The sequence below is a fragment of the Phenylobacterium sp. genome (assembly GCF_035944335.1).
Taxonomy (GTDB): Bacteria; Pseudomonadota; Alphaproteobacteria; order Caulobacterales; family Caulobacteraceae; genus Phenylobacterium.
The window spans coordinates 48,659-67,702 of record NZ_DASZBG010000043.1 but is presented as its reverse complement, the minus strand read 5'-3'; the positions used below and the strand labels follow the sequence as shown (position 1 = coordinate 67,702).

The 19,044-nt window shown below is 70.6% G+C and carries 17 protein-coding genes and 1 pseudogene; 10 read left to right on the top strand and 8 right to left on the bottom strand.

Annotated features, from left to right (window positions below):
* On the top strand, positions 1 to 513 hold a 513-nt coding region (locus VGT80_RS08430), incomplete at its 5' end, for an MIP/aquaporin family protein (protein ID WP_327454746.1).
* Here VGT80_RS08430 and VGT80_RS08425 read toward each other — a convergent pair.
* A complete protein-coding gene (locus tag VGT80_RS08425) occupies positions 510 to 1,442 on the bottom strand; it encodes a helix-turn-helix domain-containing protein (protein ID WP_327454744.1) in 933 nt (310 codons plus the stop codon). The two genes, VGT80_RS08430 and VGT80_RS08425, sit on opposite strands and share 4 nt — an antisense overlap.
* A gap of 132 nt (positions 1,443 to 1,574) precedes the next feature.
* On the opposite strand from VGT80_RS08425, the gene VGT80_RS08420 reads away from it, so the two are divergent.
* From VGT80_RS08420 to VGT80_RS08410, 3 genes are all read left to right on the top strand, one after another.
* A complete protein-coding gene (locus VGT80_RS08420) occupies positions 1,575 to 3,101 on the top strand; it encodes a S10 family peptidase (RefSeq protein WP_327454742.1) in 1,527 nt (508 codons plus the stop codon).
* A 105-nt stretch (positions 3,102 to 3,206) separates the two neighbouring features.
* On the top strand, positions 3,207 to 4,970 hold the full coding sequence (locus VGT80_RS08415; protein ID WP_327454740.1) for a class I adenylate-forming enzyme family protein: 1,764 nt from the start codon (positions 3,207 to 3,209) through the stop codon (positions 4,968 to 4,970).
* Between the two features lie 20 nt (positions 4,971 to 4,990).
* Positions 4,991 to 5,761: a TlyA family RNA methyltransferase gene (locus tag VGT80_RS08410; RefSeq protein WP_327454739.1), complete on the top strand. Its 771-nt coding sequence runs from the start codon at positions 4,991 to 4,993 to the stop codon at positions 5,759 to 5,761.
* A 19-nt stretch (positions 5,762 to 5,780) separates the two neighbouring features.
* Here the strand turns inward: VGT80_RS08410 and VGT80_RS08405 are convergent, their stop codons facing one another.
* The gene (locus VGT80_RS08405) at positions 5,781 to 6,398 is read right to left on the bottom strand and encodes a glycine zipper 2TM domain-containing protein (protein ID WP_327454737.1); all 618 of its coding nucleotides are present in this window, start codon (positions 6,396 to 6,398) and stop codon (positions 5,781 to 5,783) included.
* A 231-nt stretch (positions 6,399 to 6,629) separates the two neighbouring features.
* Between VGT80_RS08405 and VGT80_RS08400 the strand changes: the two genes are divergently transcribed.
* Positions 6,630 to 7,838: an RNA methyltransferase gene (locus VGT80_RS08400; protein ID WP_327454750.1), complete on the top strand. Its 1,209-nt coding sequence runs from the start codon at positions 6,630 to 6,632 to the stop codon at positions 7,836 to 7,838.
* 33 nt (positions 7,839 to 7,871) lie between these two features.
* Here the strand turns inward: VGT80_RS08400 and VGT80_RS08395 are convergent.
* Positions 7,872 to 8,942: pseudogene (locus tag VGT80_RS08395) on the bottom strand (PA0069 family radical SAM protein); the annotation flags it as partial.
* Positions 8,943 to 9,020: 78 nt separating this feature from the next.
* On the opposite strand from VGT80_RS08395, the gene VGT80_RS08390 reads away from it, so the two are divergent.
* Positions 9,021 to 9,461, top strand: coding sequence for a hypothetical protein (locus VGT80_RS08390; RefSeq protein ID WP_327454735.1), 441 nt, complete (start codon positions 9,021 to 9,023; stop codon positions 9,459 to 9,461).
* Here VGT80_RS08390 and VGT80_RS08385 read toward each other — a convergent pair.
* The 4 genes from VGT80_RS08385 to VGT80_RS08370 form a co-directional block, all read right to left on the bottom strand.
* Positions 9,399 to 11,027 carry a lytic transglycosylase domain-containing protein gene (locus VGT80_RS08385; RefSeq protein WP_327454733.1) on the bottom strand — a complete coding sequence of 543 codons (1,629 nt, stop codon included), beginning with the start codon at positions 11,025 to 11,027 and terminating at the stop codon, positions 9,399 to 9,401. The two genes, VGT80_RS08390 and VGT80_RS08385, sit on opposite strands and share 63 nt — an antisense overlap.
* A gap of 66 nt (positions 11,028 to 11,093) precedes the next feature.
* Positions 11,094 to 11,921 carry a uracil-DNA glycosylase gene (locus tag VGT80_RS08380; RefSeq protein WP_327454731.1) on the bottom strand — a complete coding sequence of 276 codons (828 nt, stop codon included), beginning with the start codon at positions 11,919 to 11,921 and terminating at the stop codon, positions 11,094 to 11,096.
* Between the two features lie 59 nt (positions 11,922 to 11,980).
* Positions 11,981 to 12,319 (bottom strand): hypothetical protein, encoded by a 339-nt coding sequence (locus VGT80_RS08375; protein WP_327454729.1) that lies wholly within the window; start codon positions 12,317 to 12,319, stop codon positions 11,981 to 11,983.
* Between the two features lie 93 nt (positions 12,320 to 12,412).
* Entirely contained in the window at positions 12,413 to 13,438 is a 1,026-nt protein-coding gene (locus VGT80_RS08370; RefSeq protein WP_327454727.1) for an HWE histidine kinase domain-containing protein, read from the bottom strand.
* A gap of 195 nt (positions 13,439 to 13,633) precedes the next feature.
* Between VGT80_RS08370 and VGT80_RS08365 the strand changes: the two genes are divergently transcribed.
* The gene (locus VGT80_RS08365; protein WP_327454725.1) at positions 13,634 to 14,581 is read left to right on the top strand and encodes a calcium-binding protein; all 948 of its coding nucleotides are present in this window, start codon (positions 13,634 to 13,636) and stop codon (positions 14,579 to 14,581) included.
* Positions 14,582 to 14,657: 76 nt separating this feature from the next.
* On the opposite strand, the gene VGT80_RS08360 is transcribed toward VGT80_RS08365, so the two are convergent.
* Positions 14,658 to 14,906, bottom strand: a complete 249-nt coding sequence (locus VGT80_RS08360) for a hypothetical protein (RefSeq protein ID WP_327454723.1) — start codon at positions 14,904 to 14,906, stop codon at positions 14,658 to 14,660.
* 340 nt (positions 14,907 to 15,246) lie between these two features.
* Here VGT80_RS08360 and VGT80_RS08355 point away from each other — a divergent pair, with 340 nt between their 5' ends.
* The 3 genes from VGT80_RS08355 to VGT80_RS08345 all read left to right on the top strand — a co-directional run bounded on the left by VGT80_RS08355 (position 15,247) and on the right by VGT80_RS08345 (position 19,040).
* Positions 15,247 to 15,489, top strand: coding sequence for a hypothetical protein (locus VGT80_RS08355; RefSeq protein WP_327454721.1), 243 nt, complete (start codon positions 15,247 to 15,249; stop codon positions 15,487 to 15,489).
* 118 nt (positions 15,490 to 15,607) lie between these two features.
* On the top strand, positions 15,608 to 17,284 hold the full coding sequence (locus VGT80_RS08350) for an electron transfer flavoprotein-ubiquinone oxidoreductase (protein ID WP_327454719.1): 1,677 nt from the start codon (positions 15,608 to 15,610) through the stop codon (positions 17,282 to 17,284).
* Between the two features lie 58 nt (positions 17,285 to 17,342).
* On the top strand, positions 17,343 to 19,040 hold the full coding sequence (locus VGT80_RS08345) for a tetratricopeptide repeat protein (RefSeq protein ID WP_327454715.1): 1,698 nt from the start codon (positions 17,343 to 17,345) through the stop codon (positions 19,038 to 19,040).
* The last annotated feature ends 4 nt before the right edge of the window (positions 19,041 to 19,044 follow it).

The following is a 19,044-nucleotide window of genomic DNA, read 5'->3' as shown; positions in this document are numbered from 1 at the left end:
GTGCTGATCACCGTCTTCGGTCCGATCTCGGGCGCGCACTTCAACCCGGCCGTCAGCCTGGTCTTCGCGCTCCGCCGCGAGCTGCCGGTCAGAATTGCGCTCGCCTACGCCGTCGTCCAGGTCATCGGCGCGGTGGCCGGTGTCTTCGCCGCCCACGCCATGTTCGCCGAGCCGATCCTCCAGGTCTCGGCCAAGCTGCGCGACGGCCCGGCCCAGGCCTTCTCGGAGGCCATCGCGACCTTCGGCCTGATCGCCACGATCCTGGGCGCCCTGCGTTTCCGGCCGGATTTCACGCCGCTCGCCGTCGGGCTCTACATCACCGCGGCCTATTGGTTCACGGCCTCGACGTCCTTCGCCAATCCGGCCGTGACCCTGGCGCGCAGCCTCTCCAACACCTTCGCGGGCATCGCGCCCGCCTCCGCGCCGGCCTTCATCGCGGCGCAGATCGTGGGCGCCGTCGTGGCCGCGGGTCTTTTCGGCTGGCTCCTGAAGCGTTCGGCCAGCCGGGCCTAGACGGGCCGCGACGCCACGTCCCGCGGCGGCTCGCCCAGGGCCTCCAGTCGGGCGAAGAGGGCGCGGAGCGCAATCTGGTTATCGGCGGCCAGGCGGCCGACCCGCGACTGGGCGACGGCCGGCGCGGCGGCGATCCAGCCGCGGCCGCTACGCTCCGCAAAGCCCGCCTCGGCCAACGCGAACAGGTTTCGGCGCACGGTCTCGGCCGGCATGTGCAGCCGGCGCGCCAGCTCGCTGGCGGTGGCCGGTCGGGCGAGCGCGGCGAAGGCGCCGGGCCAGGGCGCGGCCGCGCCGCGCGGCAGGCGGGCGAGGTTGGTGGCGCACAGGCCAAGCAGCAGGAAGCCGGCCATGGCCGAGCCGCTCAGCGCGATCAGCGCCTCGCAGGTGCGCAGCATGTAGCGGCCGAGCGCGCGGTCAGAGGCCCGCACCGCCGAGGCGCCTTCGTCCAGCGCCGAGTGGCCCGGGGTGAGCACGCCCGCCGCCGCCAGGTCGGTTTCGAACTGCGCCAGCCGCGCCACCCGCAGCGCCTGCACCGCCACATAGGGCGCAGAGGTGGCGATGGCCTGTGGAACGACCACCCCGTGCGGGCCCAGCCGGCAAACGCCCTGGTCGGCCAGCCGCCGCACCCGCCGGCGCACCGTCTCGTAGGGCAGGCGCAGCGACACCGATAGCGCATGCACGCTGATCGGTCGGCGCAGCTCGTCGGGCAGGGCCGAGCCGTGGTCGCCATAGCGCCGCTGCAGCTCGAGATCGCTGTGCAGCACCGCCTGGTTCGCATCCAGGATCGTGGTCACCAGCAGCGGATCCAAGAGGTCGCCGCCGCCCCGGCTGATCGTCGCCACGTCCAGCACGAAGTGCAGCGACAGCCAGGCGGCCTGCCAGGCCACCGGCGACACCACCACCGTCGTCTGCGAACGGGTCTCCACCATCCCTCGACCATGGCCGACCCGGCGCCTCCTGCCAACCGACGCCTCCGCCGCCATCGCAAAACCTATCCTCGGTTTAACTTGCGGGCCCTCCGATCTTGGCCATCTTGGGCCGATCGGTGAGGGGGATTGCGCATGCGTATGACGATGATGGCGGCTGCGGCCGTACTGGCCTTGTCCGTGGGCCTCTCGACCGCCGCGCCCGGGGCCTATGCCGCGGACGAGCCGGCCAAGGCCGCGCCGCCCAAGGATGGCGACAAGGACAAGATCGACCTGCCGGCCTTTCCCGCCGACGCCCACGTCAAGCAGGTCGTCCACGTGGCCGGCAAGACCCTGAACTACACCGCCACGGTGGGCTCGCTGCCGGTCCGCGACGACAAGGGCAAGAAGATCGCCGAGGTGGTGTTCACCGCCTATGTGCTCGACGGCCCGCGCGATCCGAACCGGCCGGTCACCTTCGCCTTCAATGGCGGGCCGGGCGCGGCCTCGGTCTACCTCAACATGGGCGCCATCGGGCCCAAGCGGATCCAGTTCGGCGCCCAGGGCGACAGCGCCTCCGATCCGGTGCGCCTGGTGGACAACGCCGGAACCTGGCTCGACTTCACCGATCTGGTGTTCATCGATCCGGTCGGGACCGGCTTCTCCCGGTCCCTGGTCGACGCCGACCAGACCAAGAAGGATTTCTATTCGATCAAGCCGGACATCGCCTACCTGTCGCGGATCGTCTTCGACTGGCTGGTGAAGAACGGCCGCGCGGCCTCGCCGAAATATGTCGTGGGCGAGAGCTACGGCGGCTTCCGGGCGCCGGCCATCGCCCACTACCTGCAGGGTCAGATGGGCATCGGCCCCAATGGCGTGGTCATGGTCTCGCCCTGCCTCGACGGCCACCTCTCGGTGGGCGAAGACGTCTCGCCCATGCCGTGGATCGTCAACCTGCCGCCCATGGCCGCCGCCAACATGGAGCGCCAGGGCAAGCCGCTCAGCCCGCAGGCCATGGCCGAGGTCGAGGCCTATGCGCGCGGCGAGTTCGCCACCGACCTGATGAAGGGCCGCGCCGATCCGGCCGCCGTGGCGCGCATCGTCGATCGCGTCAGCCGCTACACCGGCCTCGATCCGGCGCTGGTGCGCCACATGGGCGGCCGGATCGATACGGGGACCTTCCTGCGCGAGCTCTATCGCGAGCAGGGCAAGCTGGCCTCGGTCTACGATTCCAACGTCACCACCTTCGACCCCTATCCCTGGTCGCAGGGCCAGCGGGCTGGCGATCCGATCCTCGACGCCATCATCGCGCCGACCACCAGCGCCATGGTCGACTTCGCCACCAACACCGTCGGCTGGAAGGTCGAGGGCCGATACAACGCGCTGTCCTTCGCCGTGAACCAGGCCTGGGAGAAGGACTGGTTCACCAACATCGAGTCCGCCAGCGACCTGCGCCAGTCGCTGGCCGCCGACGGCAAGCTCAAGGCCCTGATCGTCCACGGCTATGACGACCTGTCGTGCCCCTACTTCGCCTCGCGCCTGCTGGTCGACCAGATGCCGCCCATGGGTGATCCGGGCCGCATGCGCCTGGCGGTCTATCCCGGCGGCCACATGTTCTACTCCCGCCCCGACAGCCAGGCCGCCTTCCGCCACGACGTCATGGCCCTCTACGGCGCGCGGTAGCCGGCGCATTCAAGCGGCCGTTTGCGCGGCGCGCTGGGTTATGCTTGTTCACCTGTGACGCGGCGCGGGCGGTCAGACCTGCGCGCGAAGTAGGAGACGCTTTCCATGTCCGAGCCCGCGCTTCCGCCTGGTTGGCCCGCCATGTCCATCGCCCAGGCCCATGGCCTGCTGACCCAGCCGGGCAGTCCGCTGGAGGTGGAAGAGCGCGATATCGGCGGCGTCCCGACCAAGGTCTGGAAGAACACCCCGCCAACCCTGCGCGCCATCGTCGAGGCCGCCCGCGCCCACGGCGAGCGGATCTTCCTGGTCTATGAGGACGAGCGGGTTTCCTACGAGGCCTTCTACCGCGCTGTCGCCACGCTCGCCCGGGCCATGGCCGCCGAGGGCGTTGGCAAGGGCGACCGGGTCGCGGTGATCATGCGCAACCTGCCGGAGTGGGTGGTCGCCTTCTACGCCGCCGCCTCCTTGGGCGCGGTCGTCACCCCGCTCAACGCCTGGTGGACCGGGCCGGAGCTGGAGTACGGCCTGACCGATTCCGGGACCAAGATCGCCGTCGTCGACGCCGAGCGCTACGAGCGGCTCGTCGAGCACATGGCCAACTGCCCGGACCTCGTGCGCATCTACGTCTCGCGCTCGACCTCCGAGGACATCGCCCATCCCAATGTCGCCAGGCTCGAGGACGTGATCGGCGGCCCCAACAGCTGGCAGGACCTGCCCGAGGCCACCCTGCCGCCGGCCGACATCGGTCCCGACGACGACGCCACCATCTTCTACACCTCCGGCACCACCGGTAAGCCCAAGGGCGCGCTCGCCACCCAGCGCGCGGTGAACACCGCCGTCATGACCGGCGCGGCCGCGGCGGCCCGCAACTTCCTGCGCCGCGGCGAGGCCCCGCCGCAGCCCGATCCCGACGCCCCGCAGCGCTCCTCGCTGATCTCGGTGCCGCTGTTCCACGTCACCGGCTGCATGGCCGTCCTCAACCCCTCGACCTTCGGCGGGGCCAAGCTGGTGATGATGTACAAGTGGGATGTGATCCGAGCCTTCGAGTTGATCGAGCGCGAGAAGATCCAGTCGGCGGGCGGCGTGCCGACCATCGCCTGGCAGCTCATCGAGCATCCCGCGCGGGCCAACTACGACCTCTCCTCGCTGGAGAGCGTCGCCTACGGCGGCGCCCCCTCGGCGCCGGAACTGGTGCGGCGCCTGCGCGAGACCTTCCCCAAGTCGCAGCCCGGCCAGGGCTGGGGCATGACCGAGACCTGCGCCACGGTCACCTCCAACAGCGCCGAGGACTACGTGAACCGCCCCGACAGCTGCGGCCCGGCCGCCGCGGTCGCCAAGCTGGAGATTCGGGACGCCGAGGACGGCAAGACCGTGCTGCCGACCGGCGCGGTGGGCGAGCTCTGGTCGTTCGGCCCGATGAACTGCAAGGGCTACTGGAACAAGCCCGAGGCCTCGGCCCAGACCTATGTCGATGGCTGGGTGCGCACCGGCGACCTCGCCCGCCTCGACGAGGAGGGCTTCTGCTTCATCATCGACCGGGCCAAGGACATGCTGATCCGCGGCGGCGAGAACATCTACTGCGTGGAGATCGAGAACGTCCTCTATGACCACCCCGCGGTGATGGACGCCGCCGTGGTCGGCAAGCCGCACCGCACGCTCGGCGAGGAGCCGGTGGCCGTGGTCACCCTGAAGCCGGGCGCGGAGGCCACCGAGGAGGAACTGCGCCGCCACGTCGCCGAGCGGCTGGCCGCCTTCAAGGTGCCGGTGGAGATCCTCATCCGCCACGAGACCCTGCCGCGAAATCCGAACGGCAAGATCCTCAAGAGCGAGCTGAAGAAGCTGTTCGAAGCGGAGCAGGCGCCCGCCTGACGTTGCTGCAAGGGGGCCAGGTGGGCCGCAAGCGCGCCGACGTCCTGCTGGTCGAGCGCGGCCTCTTCGAGAGCCGCGCCAAGGCCCGTGCCGCCATCGAGGCGGGCGGCGTCACCGCCGGCGGCCGCGCGGTCGCCAAGCCGTCGGAGGCCCTGGATGACGCGTCCGAGATTGTCGCGGCCGCCGCCAATCCCTGGGTGGGTCGCGGCGCTCTCAAGCTGCTCCACGCCCTGGAGACCTGGCCGATCGCCGTGGCGGGTCGTGTCGTGCTGGATGTCGGCGCCTCGACCGGCGGCTTTACCGAGGTGGCGCTCGCCCGCGGCGCGGCCCGCGTCTACGCCGTCGACGTCGGCCGTGGGCAGCTTCACCCCAGGCTCACCGCCGATCGGCGGGTGGTGAGCCTGGAGGACCTCGACGCCCGGTCTTTGACGGGTGTGTTGATCCCGGAACCGCCGGGCCTGATCGTCAGCGACGTCAGCTTCATCGGCCTCGCCAAGGCCCTGCCGGCCGCCCTGGCGCTGGCCCAGCCGGACGCCGATCTCGTGGCGCTGGTGAAGCCGCAGTTCGAGGTCGGGCCTGAGCGGGTGGGGAAGGGCGGCGTCGTCAAGGATCCGGACGCCCGGGCCGACGCGCTCGCCGATGTCAGCGCCTTCCTCGAAGGCTCCGGCTGGGCGGTGCAAGCCACCGCGCCGAGCCCGATCGCCGGCGGCGATGGCAACCTCGAATGGCTGCTCTGGGCCAGAAAAGCTTTCGGGCAAGAAAAAGCGCCGCTCCCGAAGGAGCGGCGCTGAGGTCGGCTCGACCGTACTCTTAGTCGACGACCTGGTAGCGTCCGTCGGAGTCCATGCAGACGCGCACGAAGCGCTTCTGGACGCGGCCATCCGGCAGGTAGATCGGGCTTTCGGCCAGGGTGCAGCCATCGGCGCCGATGCGGCCGTCGGCGATGCGCAGCCGTTCACCGCGACGACCGAAGGCGAAGCCGGGGCCTTCCTCGTAGCGGCCTTCATAGACCGGCGGCGGCGGGGGCCCGTAGCCATAGCCGCCGTAGCTGTTGTAGGCCGCTTGCGGCGGCGGAGGCGGCGGCGCATAGGCGCCCGGACGGCAAGCCGCCGAGTTGTGGCCGACGCTGGCGCCGACCAGGGCGCCCAGCACGCCGCCGACCAGCGAGCCGTCGCTGCGATGGTGGTTGGCGGAGACCTGGCTGCCGACCGTGGCGCCGATGCCGCCGCCCACCAGGGCGCCGACGATGCCGCGGCCGCTGGCGTCACGCTGGCACGGATCGTAGTTGTTGTAGCCGGGCGCCGGCGCATAGCCGTACTGGCCGTAGGGCTGGGCCTGGGCGGCGCTGACCGCGCCCAGCGCCAGGGCGCCGGCGGCCAGGGCGGCGACGCCCCGAGTCGCCAACCGGGCGAAGCTCGAACGGTTCATTGGATATCCCCTCTGTCGAATCTCGGATGGCTGGCGGTTGGCGCCGCCTAGGCCGGCCTTATGGTCGATGCTGTCTGAACGTGCGCTAAGCGACCCGTTCATCTTCGTTCATCTACCTCTCGCGCCGCCGTGATAGGGCTGCGGCAAATGAGATCCGCCCCGCGACATCGACGCGCCCACCGGCCCTCCGCGCCGCCGCCCGGACCCCCGGTGGAACTGGTGATCGAGGCCATGGGCGGCGAGGGTGACGGCGTGGCGCCGGGCCCCGTCTTCGTGCCCTTCACCTTGGCCGGCGAGCGGGTGATCGCCACGGGCTCGGGCGAACGGCGGAGCCTCGTGGAGGTGCTGCAGTCGAGCCCCGATCGGGTCGCGCCCTCATGCCCGCACTTCCTCGCCTGCGGCGGCTGCGCCCTGCAGCACTGGGCGCCTGCGCCGTACCTCGCCTGGAAGGTCGAGCGCCTGGCCGGCACGCTCGCCCGCCAGCATATCGAGACCGAGCTCCTGCCGGCTTTCGCGGCCGCGCCCGGCACGCGCCGCCGCCTCGCCTTGCACGCCCGCCGGGGGACCCGCGAGGCGGCCAAACTCGGCTACAAGGCCCGCAAGTCCTGGGACCTGGTGGACATCGCCGTCTGCCCGATCGCCGATCCCGCGCTACAGGCGGCGATCCCGGCCCTGAAGCGGCTGGCCGCGCCCCTGTTCGAGCACCCGAAGTCGGCGCCCACCCTGCACGTGACGCTCACCGACGCCGGCCTCGACGTGGACATCTCCGGCGTCGAGCAGAAGTCCGGCGGGCTCTCGGCCGACGCCCGGATGCAGCTCGCCGACCGCGCCGCGGAGGCCGACTTCGCGCGGGTGACCCTCGACGGCGAGGTCGCCTATCTGGCGCGGCAGCCGACCGTCCGGCTGGGCGCCGCCACCGTGGCCTTGCCGGCCGGCGCCTTCCTGCAGGCGACGCCGCAGGCCGAGGCGGCCATGGCGGCCTTCGTGGCCGAGGCCGCGGCGGGCGCCGGCCGCATCGCCGACCTCTATTGCGGCGTCGGGACCTTCACCTTCCGGCTGGCCGAGATCGCCCCGGTCCTGGCCGCCGATTTCGCCGGCGAGGCGGTGCGCGCGCTGACCGGGGCGCTGGCCGGCGTCCCCGGCCTGAAGGGCGTCACCGCCGAGGCCCGCGACCTGGTCCGCCGCCCCGTGCTGGCCCAGGAGCTGAAGCACGTCGACGTCGTCGTCTTCGACCCCCCGCGGGCCGGCGCCGCCGAGCAGACCGCCGAGCTTGCGCGCTCATCGGTCGCCCGGGTCATCGGCGTCTCCTGCAATCCCGCCACCTTCGCCCGCGACGCCCGCACGCTCATCGACGCCGGTTTCCGCCTGGAGCGCGTCCTGCCCGTCGACCAGTTCCTCTGGAGCCCGCACGTGGAGCTGGTGGGCGTGTTTCAGCGCTGAACCTTCCCCGTCTTTCTGACGGGTGAGGTCTTCGAACAGTCCCATCTGGTCTCCGGCCTTGGGCGGGACGCGGAACTGGGTGAGGTCGAGGGGCTCGAGCTTCGTGTCGAGGCCGTAGCGCTTCCGGGCGGCGGCGAAGCGGCGCGACATCAGGGCCGCGATGGGACCTTCGCCCTTCATCCGCTTACCCCACTGGCTGTCGTAGTCCTTGCCGCCGCGGATCTGGCGGATCAGCGACATGACACGCGCGGCGCGGTCGGGGTGGTCGGTGGCGAGCCACTCCTTGAAGAGGTCCTTGATCTCCAGGGGCAGGCGCAGCGCCACGTAGCCCGCGCCCCTGGCGCCGGCGGCGGCGGCGCCTTCGAGGACGGCCTCCATCTCCTGGTCGTTGAGGCCCGGGATGCAGGGGGCGAACATCACCACCACGGGGACTCCCGCGTCGGAGAGGCGCTTGACCGCGTCCAGGCGCTTCTCCGGCGTGGCGGCGCGGGGCTCCATGGAGCGGGCCAGCTTGCGGTCGAGGGTGGTGATCGAAATCGCCACACGGACCAGGTTTTTCTTCGACATCGAGGCCAACAGGTCGAGGTCGCGCAGGATCAACCCCGACTTGGTGATGACGGAGAATGGGTGGTTGAAGCGGTCGAGCACCTCGATCAGCTGGCGCGTGACGCGGAGCTTGCGCTCCTCCGGCTGGTAGGGGTCGGTGTTGCCGCCGATATGAATATATTCAGGCACATAGCGCGGGTGGCTCAGCTCGCGTTCGAGCAGGCGGGCGGCCTCCGGCTTGAAGAACAGCTTGGTTTCGAAGTCCAGGCCGGGCGAGAGGCCCATGTAGGCGTGGGCGGGCCGCGCGTAGCAGTAGATGCAGCCGTGCTCGCAACCCCGGTAGGGATTGATCGAGGCCGAGAAGCCCACATCGGGGCTGTCGTTGCGGGTGATGATCACCTTGGCCTTTTCGGCGGAGACGGTGGTGGCGATGGCGTCGACGAGGTCGTCGTCGAGCGTCCAGCCGTCGTCGAAGGCCTCGCGCACCTCGGCCTCGAAACGGCCTGAGCGGTTGGAGCGCGCGCCGCGCCCGCGGATCTGCTGGGTGAAGGTGGTCACCCGGACAGACTAGGGTTTCGTTGCGAACAAAACAAGAACTCTGTTGACGCGCCGCGTCGCGCGACGGCTGGTGCGCCCATGCTGTCGGTGATCGTCGTGGCGACGGACGAAGGGGAGCGGCTGCTGGGTATCCTGGCGGTCCTGACCTCAGCCGCCGTGGAGGGGTTGATCCGCGAGGTGACCATCGTCGGCGGCGGGCCACAGGACCTGCTTGAGGTGCTGCGGGAGGAAACCGGGGCGGAGCTAGCGGCCAGCCTGGGCGAGGCCTTGAAGATCGCGAGGTCGGAGCTGCTGCTGGTGCTTCCGGCCGACTACCGGCCCCGGCTCGGCTGGGTGGAGGCGCTGGCGCTGCACCTGAGGGGCGGCGGCCGCGAGGCGCTTATGGCCGGCGACGGCGGCGGCTTCCTCAAGGCGGCGCCCAGCGGCGTGCTGATCGCCCGGGCGAAGGCCCAGGCCCTAGCGCATCCCGACCTGAAGCGGCTTCGCCGTGAGCTGAGCCACGCTCGCCGCCTCGGTTAGGTCGAGGCGGGCGTCGACGTCGCGCGCGCCGGCCGCCAGCGCGTCGAGGGTGCGGGAGTCCTGGCCGAACAGCTGGCGATAGGTCCAATACCCCGCGACGACCTTTTGCACGTAGGCCCGCGTCTCGAAGGCCGGGATGCTCTCGATGAGCAGCAGATCGTCGGCGCTGTCGGCGCCGATCGCCTGGGCGGTCTTGCTGACCAGGCCCGGCCCGCCGTTGTAGGCGGCGACCACCTTCAGGAGGTCGTGGCCCATGCCGGCCTGCATCAGCCAGTTGAGGTAATCCTGGCCGACCCGCAGGTTGAAGGATGGATCGAACAGCGGACTGGTGTCGGACCTCAGCTTGTCGTCACCGGCCGCGCGCGCCGCGGACTCCGGCATCAGCTGCATCAGGCCGACCGCGCCCTTGGGCGAGACGGCGTCGGGGTTGAAGCCGCTCTCCTGGCGCACGATGGCGTAGACCAGGGCCTTGTCGAGGGTGAAGCCGGCGCGGGGGGTGAGCTCCGGCATCGGATAGTCGAGCGAGGCCTTGATGCGTCGCACGGCGCCGGCCGCGGGCTCATTGGAGCCTACGCCGAGGGTCTCGGCGAGCTTGGCCCAGTGGGCGCGCTCGGCGTCCGATTGGGCCAGCGCGAGGCCGGCGCGCAGCTCCTCGCCGCATTCCTGCAACCGGCCGATCTGGGCCAGGGCGGCGGCGCGGTGGGCGCGGTCGTTCTCGCGCATGAAGGCCGCGACCTCCGGGGCCGGCAGCCGGTAGGCGGCCTGGATCAGGCTGTCGATGCTCGGCGGCGCCGGCGGCAGGGCCAAGGTCAGCCGCAGCCGGCGTCCGGCGATCATGCCGTAGAAGGTGTCGGGGCTCTGGGCGGCGGCGCGCAGGAAGCTCCTGGCGTGATCGGTCTCGCCGAGGCGCTCGGCGGTGCGGGCGGCCCAGAAGGCGCCGGCGGCGCGGCTCCAGGCGTCCTGGCCCTCGTCGCGGGCGACGGCGGCGAAGTGCGCCTCCGCCTGGTCGAAGGCCTTCAGGCGGTAGGCGGCGAGGCCGGCCACGAACCGCTGGCCAGCGGCCGGCGCCAGGTCCAGCGCGCGCTGCAGGTCGCCGGCGAAATAGGCGTCGCGGGCTTTCTGGGCGAGGTCCGAAAGCGGTGGGCCGGCCGTCTTCGCCGGATCGGCCCCGATCAGCAAGGTCGGCTGCGGCGGATCGGCTGCGTCGGCGGGCTTGCGCTTGGCGGCCAGCGCGAAGATGCGGTCGGCGACCGGCAGGTCGCGGAACTTGGCGAGCCAGTCCGACAGTTCGCCGAACGCCGCCTTGTGCGCCGTGGGGTGCATGAGCTGGCGGAAGGACAGATAGCCCAGGAGGGACTTGTCCTTGATGTCGACGCTGTGGACCTGGGCGTCGATGAAATCGCCGCGCTCGACGTCCTGGAAGGCCGCCACATAGCGCTCGGCGTCATCCGACGACAGGGCTGCCGAAGCTGGCGTGGCTGGTGTTTCGGCCGCCGCGTGGGCGGCCATGGCGGCTGCGCAGATCAGGCTCAACGTGCCGACCTGCAGGCGCTTCTTCAGCGTCATGCCGTCTCCCGCTTCCCCGAACCCCGACGGGTCCGCGGCATACTCTCGAAGTCCCCGCCCTAAGGGCTAGCTGGGCCTGACCGGTCTATCAAGCCTCTCCGTGAGGGTGAGGAGGTCCGCCCAGGCGCGCTTCTTCGCCGCAGGCTGCCTGAGCAGGAAGGCTGGATGCAGGGTGGGCAGGGCCGGAATCTCCAGCGACCCGTCGGCCGAACGCCACTCGAACCAGCGGCCGCGGATGGACAGGATGCCCTCGTCCTTCTTCAGCATGGCCTTGGCCGAGGCGCCGCCCACGAGCAGCAGCAGCTTTGGCTGCATCAGGGCGATCGTCCGCTCGACGAAGGGCGCGCAGATCGCCTGTTCCAGCAGGGTGGGCGTGCGGTTGCCCGGCGGGCGCCAGAAGACGGTGTTGGTGATCAGCACCCGGTCGGTCAGCCCCGCCGCGGCCAGCATCCGATCGAGCAGCTGGCCGGCCCGGCCGACGAAGGGCAGCCCTTGCGCATCCTCCTCGGCGCCGGGCCCCTCGCCAACGATCATCACCGGCGCGTCCTCGCGACCGCGGTAGAAGACCGACTGGCGGGCTGCGCCTTCGAACTTGATCGGACAGCCGTCGAAGGCGGCGATGGCGTCCTTCAGGGCCTCCAGGCTGCCGGCCGCGGCCGCGAGCGTCTGGGCCTCGGCGACCGCCGCGGAGATATCCGGCTGGCCCACAGCCGGCGTGGCGGCCGGCCGGGTCGGGGCCGCGGCCTTGCGGGCCGGGGCCGGGGGCGGGGCGATCTTGCCGGCCGCGATCCGGTCCACCGGCGCATCGAGCAGCATGGCGTCGACGCCGGCGTCGGCCCAGAAGGCGAGCAGGCTCTCGGCGAGCTGGCGCTCGGTCGGATCGGCGGCGGTCATCGCGGCGAGCCTAGCGGCTCCTCTCCCAGACGCGAAGCCTCGTGGGAGAGGCGCGAGCCCTAGCCCTGGCCGGGGATCGGCAGGACCGGCATGATCTCCACGCCGTCCCCGGGGAAAATGGTGAAGTGGGGGTGGCCCTTGAACATCTCGGCCGCCGCTTCGTGCGAGGGCGCCTCGAGGATCACGTAACCGGCGAGATTGTTGCTGACGTCGGCCACGCCGTCCTTGGAGACCTTCTTGGTCTTGCCGAGCGGCCCGCCACCCTCGACCACGTTCGCCGCGTGGTCGGCCATCCACTGGCCCCAGGCGGCCATGCCCTTGCCGAGGGCCGCTTCATCCATGTCCGGCGGCGGGCCGGCGCTGGGGGTTCCCGTGTAGACCGCCAAGAACTTCGCCATGCTGTTTCTCCGTTCGATTTGCCGCCGGCATCTCGCGCGCCTCCGAAGGACGCGCGGCCGGGCGGGCGGCCGACAATATCCGCCCTATGCGGACTAAACAGCGACACTGAGTTCGACGCGCAGGCCCTCGGCGCGCCAGTCGTAGCGCGCCTCGCCGCCGAGCTGGCGCGCCAGCCGGCCGATCAGGCGTGAGCCAAAGCCGCTGCGCTCCGGGATCTCGACGGGCGGGCCGCCGTCCTCGGACCAGCAGAGCACGAGCCGAGCGCCCGACTCGGCGCGCCAGTCGATGGTGACCGTGCCGGTGGGGGTGCTGAGCGCCCCGTACTTGGCCGCGTTGGTGGCCAGCTCGTGCAGGACCATGCTCATGGATTGCACCCGTTCGGGGGGCAGCAGGGTCGGCGGGCCGGAGACGCGGCAGGCGCCGGGGAAGGCCAATGCGGCCAGCTCGGCCTCGACGACGTCCTTCAGGAACGCACCCTCCCACTTGCGCCGCGCCAGCGAGGTCTGGGCGCGGGCCAGCGCCTCCACGCGGCCCTGCACCACGTGCTTGAAGGCAGGCACGGTCTCCGCCTCGGTCAGCCGCACGATCGACTGCACGACCGTCAGCGCGTTGCGGGCGCGGTGGTCGACCTCGCGCATCAGCAAGGCCCGCGCCTCCGTGGTCTGGCGCTCCTTCACCTCGGCGGTGACGTCGCGCACGCTGGAGAGGATGTGGGTCATCTGCCCGCCGGGGCCGAACACCGGGGTCTGGGTGGCGCCCCAGAAGCGTTCCTCCGGGGCGCCGTCTGCCCCCGCCACGGCATAGGGTTGCACCGCCATCTCGTCGGGCCGGCCGCTGCTCATCACCCGCTCCAGCGAGCGGCGGATGGTCTCCAGGAAGGCGGCGGTCACCGGATCCGGCGGATCGGGGAACACCTCGAATAGGCCTCGGCCCCGCAGGGCGTCAGGCGTGGTGCGGAAGGCGTTGGCGTGGGCGCGGTTGACGGCGACCATGGTGAAGCGCGGCGCGTCGGCCGCCATCAGCAGCATGGGGCTCGGCGAGGATTCGAAGACCGCGTCGAAGTCCGGGCGGCCCGCGGCCGCGGGCTCGGGCCTCCGAAGATCCGTGCTGTCGCTCAAAGGGCGGCTCCCCTCCAGACCTCCATCTAGGGCCTGCGCCAACAAGTTCAACGCACAAGCGGGACCGTTCGATCAAGCCTCGGGCCACCCTGGCGGGAAATTGCGAGCCGCCGGGATGAAACGGCGAAGCTTCGTCGTTGGTGCTTCCGAGGGACGTCAACTGCGGCTTCGGCCGTGAACGTAGGGAGTGGGCGCTTGTCCAAGCATTCCGACAATAACCAGGGCCGCCACGGCGGCGACGATGACAACAACAAGGTGGTGACCCCGGTCGCCGCGACGAGCACGACCCCGACGACGAGTCCGACGCCCGGTCCGGAGGACCACGGAGGTCACGGCGGCCACGATGGCGACAACGGCCGTGACGACGACGACAACAACAACCCAGTCGCGGCGCCGCCGCAGACGCTCACCGGCACGGCGGGCGACGACGTCCTGCACGGCGGGACCGGCGCCGACAGCCTCAGCGGCCTGGCCGGCAACGACACCCTGCTGGGTGGCGGCGGCAACGACACCCTGGACGGCGGGGCGGGCAACGACCTGCTGGTCGGCGGTCGCGGCTCAGACAGCATGACCGGCGGCGACGGCGACGACCGGCTGCAGGGCGGCCACGGCGCCGACACGCTGGACGGCGGCGCTGGCAACGACACGCTTTCGGCCGGCGAAGGTAGCGACAGCCTCTCCGGCGGCCAGGGCGACGACCTGCTGCGCGGTGGGGAGGAGGGGCGCAGCACCCTCGACGGCGGGGCGGGCAACGACACCCTGTCGGGCCATGGCGGCGACACCCTGACCGGCGGCGACGGCAACGACCTGTTCCGCATCGACGGCGGCCATATCGGCACGACCGCCGACAACCTGGCGCACATCACCGACTTCACCCACGGCCAGGACCATCTGTCCTTCGACAACGAGGGGACGACGGCCGTGACCGCAGCCAACTTCGCCACGGCGACAGCGGCGACCTTCGCCGATGCGCTGACGGCGGCCAAGGCCGACATCGCGGCCGGCACAGCCGACGTGGTTGCGGTGCAGGTGGGCGCTGACGTGATCGTCTTCGCCGATGAGGACAACCTCAACGAGATCGGCGCGGCGGCGGTGCTGGTGGGCAAGACGCTCGCCGATATCTCGCCGGGCGACTTCGTCTAGCGGACGTGGTCTAGCGGCAAGCGGACCCGGGCGGGATCACCCCCGAGCCGTCCGGGTCTTGCCTCAAGCGTTGGGATCAGGCGCCGGCCCCATCCAGGCCGTCGCCGCCATCGCCCCCGTTGTGATCGACGACGCCGAAGTCCTTGGAGCGGGTGCGGCTTTCGGGCGCCAGCACGCCTTCGGTCTGCAGGCCGCGGCGCAACAGTTCGCGCACGGCGGCGGCGCGGCTGGGCATGCGCTGGGTGAAGCGCCAGTCGTCGAGGGCCGTCAGCTCCTCCTCCGTGAGCATGATCTGCAACCGCTCGGCGCGATTGATCTCAGACACCTTCGATCCCCCTCGGGCGGCGATTCGCGGCCTCAGCGGCCTGCGCTATCCGGCCAAGCTTGAAAACGCACAACCGCCAAATGAGTTTCTTACTCAGAGTCAGCAAGCGGCCGCGGCCACGCCGCAGACTTGCAATGAGCCAGGTACTCATCATGTATAGATTACCATTGTTGGATGGCATAGAAATAAAGACTTGCGCAATAGACTTGATGAAGATCGAGAAATGAGCGACACTAGATATTCGGAAGGCTATCAAATGAATGTTCATTCATCGACCGCTTTGAACCCGATGGTGTCGGCCCCCGCGGCCAGCAGCTTCTGCTGAATGGGAGCCTGGGCCTTGAACAGCTTCGAGATCTTCGTTCATGACGACCGCTACTCGGTGCCGACGCTGCAGCTGGTGACGGCCGCCGACGACACCTCCGCGGTGGCCGCTGCCGAGAGCCTGTTGCACGCCAGCCCGCACCACCGCGGCGTGGAACTGTGGGGCGGCGGCGAGCGGTTGATGGAACTGGGCGCCTGCGCCGAACGGCGGCGCACCGGGCGCGGGGCCGACGCGTTACGCGTGGCGAGCGCCGGCTGAGGCCGCCCTGCCGCGCCGCCGGGGGGTTTTGCTTGACCGCCCCGGCGTGACATCCCGATAAGTCCCGCCAATGCACACGGGCGTGCCGACGCGCCCGGGCACGAGGGAGCTTAGGGGCATGAGCGAAGACGCCGCCAACGCGGACTCCGGCCGCGAGTCCATGGAGTACGATGTCGTCATCGTCGGCGCCGGACCCGCCGGCCTCGCCGCAGCGATCCGCCTGAAGCAGCTCAGCCCCGACATCACGGTCGCGGTGCTGGAGAAGGGCTCCGAGGTGGGCGCCCACATCCTGTCCGGCGCGGTCATCGATCCCAAGGGCCTGACGGAACTGCTGCCCAACTGGAAGGCGCTGGGCGCGCCGCTGGAGACGCCGGTCACCGCGGACAAGTTCCTGCTGCTGGGCCCGCAGGGCAGCCTGGACCTGCCGATGTGGGCCATGCCCGGCTATATGAACAACCACGGCAACTACATCGCCTCCCTGGGAAACGTCTGCCGCTGGATGGCGACCCAGGCCGAGGGCCTCGGCGTCGAGATCTATCCCGGGATGGCCGCCTCCGAACTGGTGTTCAACCCCGACGGCTCGGTGAAGGGCGTCGTGGCCGGGGTGTTCGGCATCGACAAGGATGGGAACAAGGGCCCCGACTACCAGCCGGGCGTCGAGCTGCACGCCAGGTACACCTTCATCGGCGAGGGCGTTCGCGGGTCGCTGGCCAAGGTGCTCAAGGCGAAGTTCGGGCTGGGCGAAGGCCGCGAGCCAGAGAAGTACGGCATCGGCATAAAGGAGCTGTGGCAGGTCCCCGCCGACCGCTTCGTCCCGGGCCTGGTGCAGCACACGACCGGTTGGCCGCTGGACAACCACACCGGCGGCGGCAGCTTCCTCTACCATTTCGGCGACAACTACGTGGCCATCGGCTTCGTTGTGCACCTGAACTACAAGAATCCCTGGCTGTCGCCATTCGATGAGTTCCAGCGCTTCAAGCACCATCCGGACGTGGCCAGATACCTGGAAGGCGGCAAGCGCATCTCCTACGGCGCGCGGGCGATCGCCGAGGGCGGGCTGCAGTCGCTGCCGAAGCTCTACTTCCCGGGCGGCGTGCTGCTGGGCGACAGCGCGGGTTTCCTCAACGTGCCGCGCATCAAAGGCAGCCACAACGCCATGAAGAGTGGGATGATGGCCGCCGAGGCCGCCTTCGCCGCCATCCAGGCCGGCCGCACGGGCGACGAACTCACCGCCTATGACGAAGCCTTCCAGACCTCGTGGGTGAAGACCGAACTGCGCAAGGTGCGCAACGCCAAGCCGCTGCTCTCGAAGTACGGCACCACGCTGGGCGGCGCGCTCGGCATGTTCGACATGCACGTGGCCAATGTCTTTGGCGGCTTCTCCTTCTTCGGCACGCTCAAGCACGGCAAGTCGGACGCAGAGTCCACGGGCCTGGCCAAGGACTACAAGCCCATCGTCTATCCGAAGCCGGACGGGGTGCTCAGCTTCGACAAGCTGTCGAGCGTCTTCCTGTCGAACACCAACCACGACGAGAACCAGCCGGCGCACCTGAAGCTGAAGGACCCGGCGATCCCCATCGCGGTCAACCTGCCGGAGTATGGCGAGCCGGCGCGGCTCTACTGCCCGGCTGGGGTCTATGAGGTGCTCTACGACGACAACGGGAAGAACCCGCGGTTCCAGATCAATTTCCAGAACTGCGTCCACTGCAAGACCTGCGATATCAAGGACCCCTCGCAGAACATCAACTGGACGACCCCGCAGGGCGGTGACGGGCCCAACTATCCGAACATGTGAGGCGGCGCGGTTGTCTGTCGCCTTGCGGCCGACACGATATCCGCCGAAGGTCAGAGCCATGCGCTCAAGCCTGCTCCTCGCCGCCGCCCCCCTGGTCCTGCTCTGTGGGTGCGCCACCGCCCCGGCCCCGACCGCAACCGTCGCCCGGGGCGAGCCGGGCATCACCTCGCCCTACGGCCGGTTCCTGGCCGGTGAGGCGGCGCTGAACGAGGGCCGCAGCGCCGACGCGTCGAAATACTTCGAACAGGCCCGCGCCGCCACCGACGGCGACGCCCTGGTCTCCGAGCGCGCCTTCACCGCCGCCCTGCTAGCCGGCGACATCGACAAGGCCGCCGCCCTGGCGCCCAACGGCGACCAGGACGCGGAGGTCGCCAAGCGGCTCGGCAAGCTGGTCATCGCGGTCAAGGACATGGCCGACGGCAAGGGCAAGGACGCTTACGCCCTGCTGGCCGGCGACCAGATCGCCTTCCCGCACAAGGCCGCCGCGGCGCTGCTGGCCCCCTGGGCGGCCGCGCAGGCCGGCGACGTCGAGAATTCCATCGTGCGGCCCGAGGTGCGCGGCGACCGGATCGTCGACTACTTCGGCCAGCTCGGCCAGGCGCTGCTGTTCGAGCGCGCCAAGCGCTACGGCGAGGCGGAGACCGACTACAAGGCCGCCATGGGCGGCGTGGCCCGGACCGAGACCGCGACCATCGCCTACGGCGCTTTCCTGGAGCGACGCGGCCGGCGCGCCGAGGCTCAGGCGATCTATGACGCCTCGCTCGCCCAGGAGCCGTCCAGCGTGGCGGTGAAGGCCGCCCGCGCCCGCGTCGTCGCGGGCAAGGCGCCGCCACCCGCGCCCACCATCCGCCAGGGCGCGGCCTTGGCGCTGCTGACGCCGGCGGCGATCATGACCTCGGCCAAGCAGACGCAGTTCGCGCTGGCCTATCTGCGGCTCGCCCTGAAGCTCGATCCCGAGCGCGACGAGGCCTGGGTGATGCTGGGCGACGTGATGTCGGCGGCCAGCGACAACACCAGCGCGCGGCAGGCCTATGCGATGGTCAAGCCGGGCTCGCTGGAATTCTCGACGGCCCAGGCCAAGCTCGCCTGGACCTACCAGAACGCCGGCGACAAGGAGACGGCCCTGAAGCTGGCGCGGACCGCCGCGGCCACCGGCGGCGATGAGGGCCGGCTGACGCTGGCCGACCTGCTGCGCGCCGACGAGAAGTTCGCCGAGTCCGCCGAGATCCTGACCACCCTGATCCACGATTCCAAGACGCCGGACTGGCGGCTGCTCTACGCGCGCGGCGTCGCCTACCAGCGCACCGGCCACTGGCCGGAGGCCGAGGCCGACCTGAAGGCCGCGCTCGCCGCCCAGCCCGATGAGCCGGAGCTCCTGAACTACCTGGGATATTCCTGGATCGATCGCGGCGAGCACCTGAAGGAAGCCATGGCCATGGTCGAGAAGGCGGTCGGCTCCGACCCCCGCTCGGGCGCCATGGTGGACAGCCTGGGCTGGGCCTATTACCGGCTCGGCGATTACCCCAAGGCCACCGAGAAGCTCGAGGAGGCGGTCGAACTGGACGCCGGCGATCCGGAGATCAACAACCACCTGGGTGACGCCTACTGGAAGGTGGGCCGCCGCGACGAGGCCGTGTTCCAGTGGCGGCGCGTGCTGACCCTGCAGCCCGACGACAAGATCAAGGCCGACGCCGAGCGTAAGATCGCCTCGAACGCCGGTCCCGACGGGCCGACGCAGAAGCTCGCCGAGCACTAAAGCC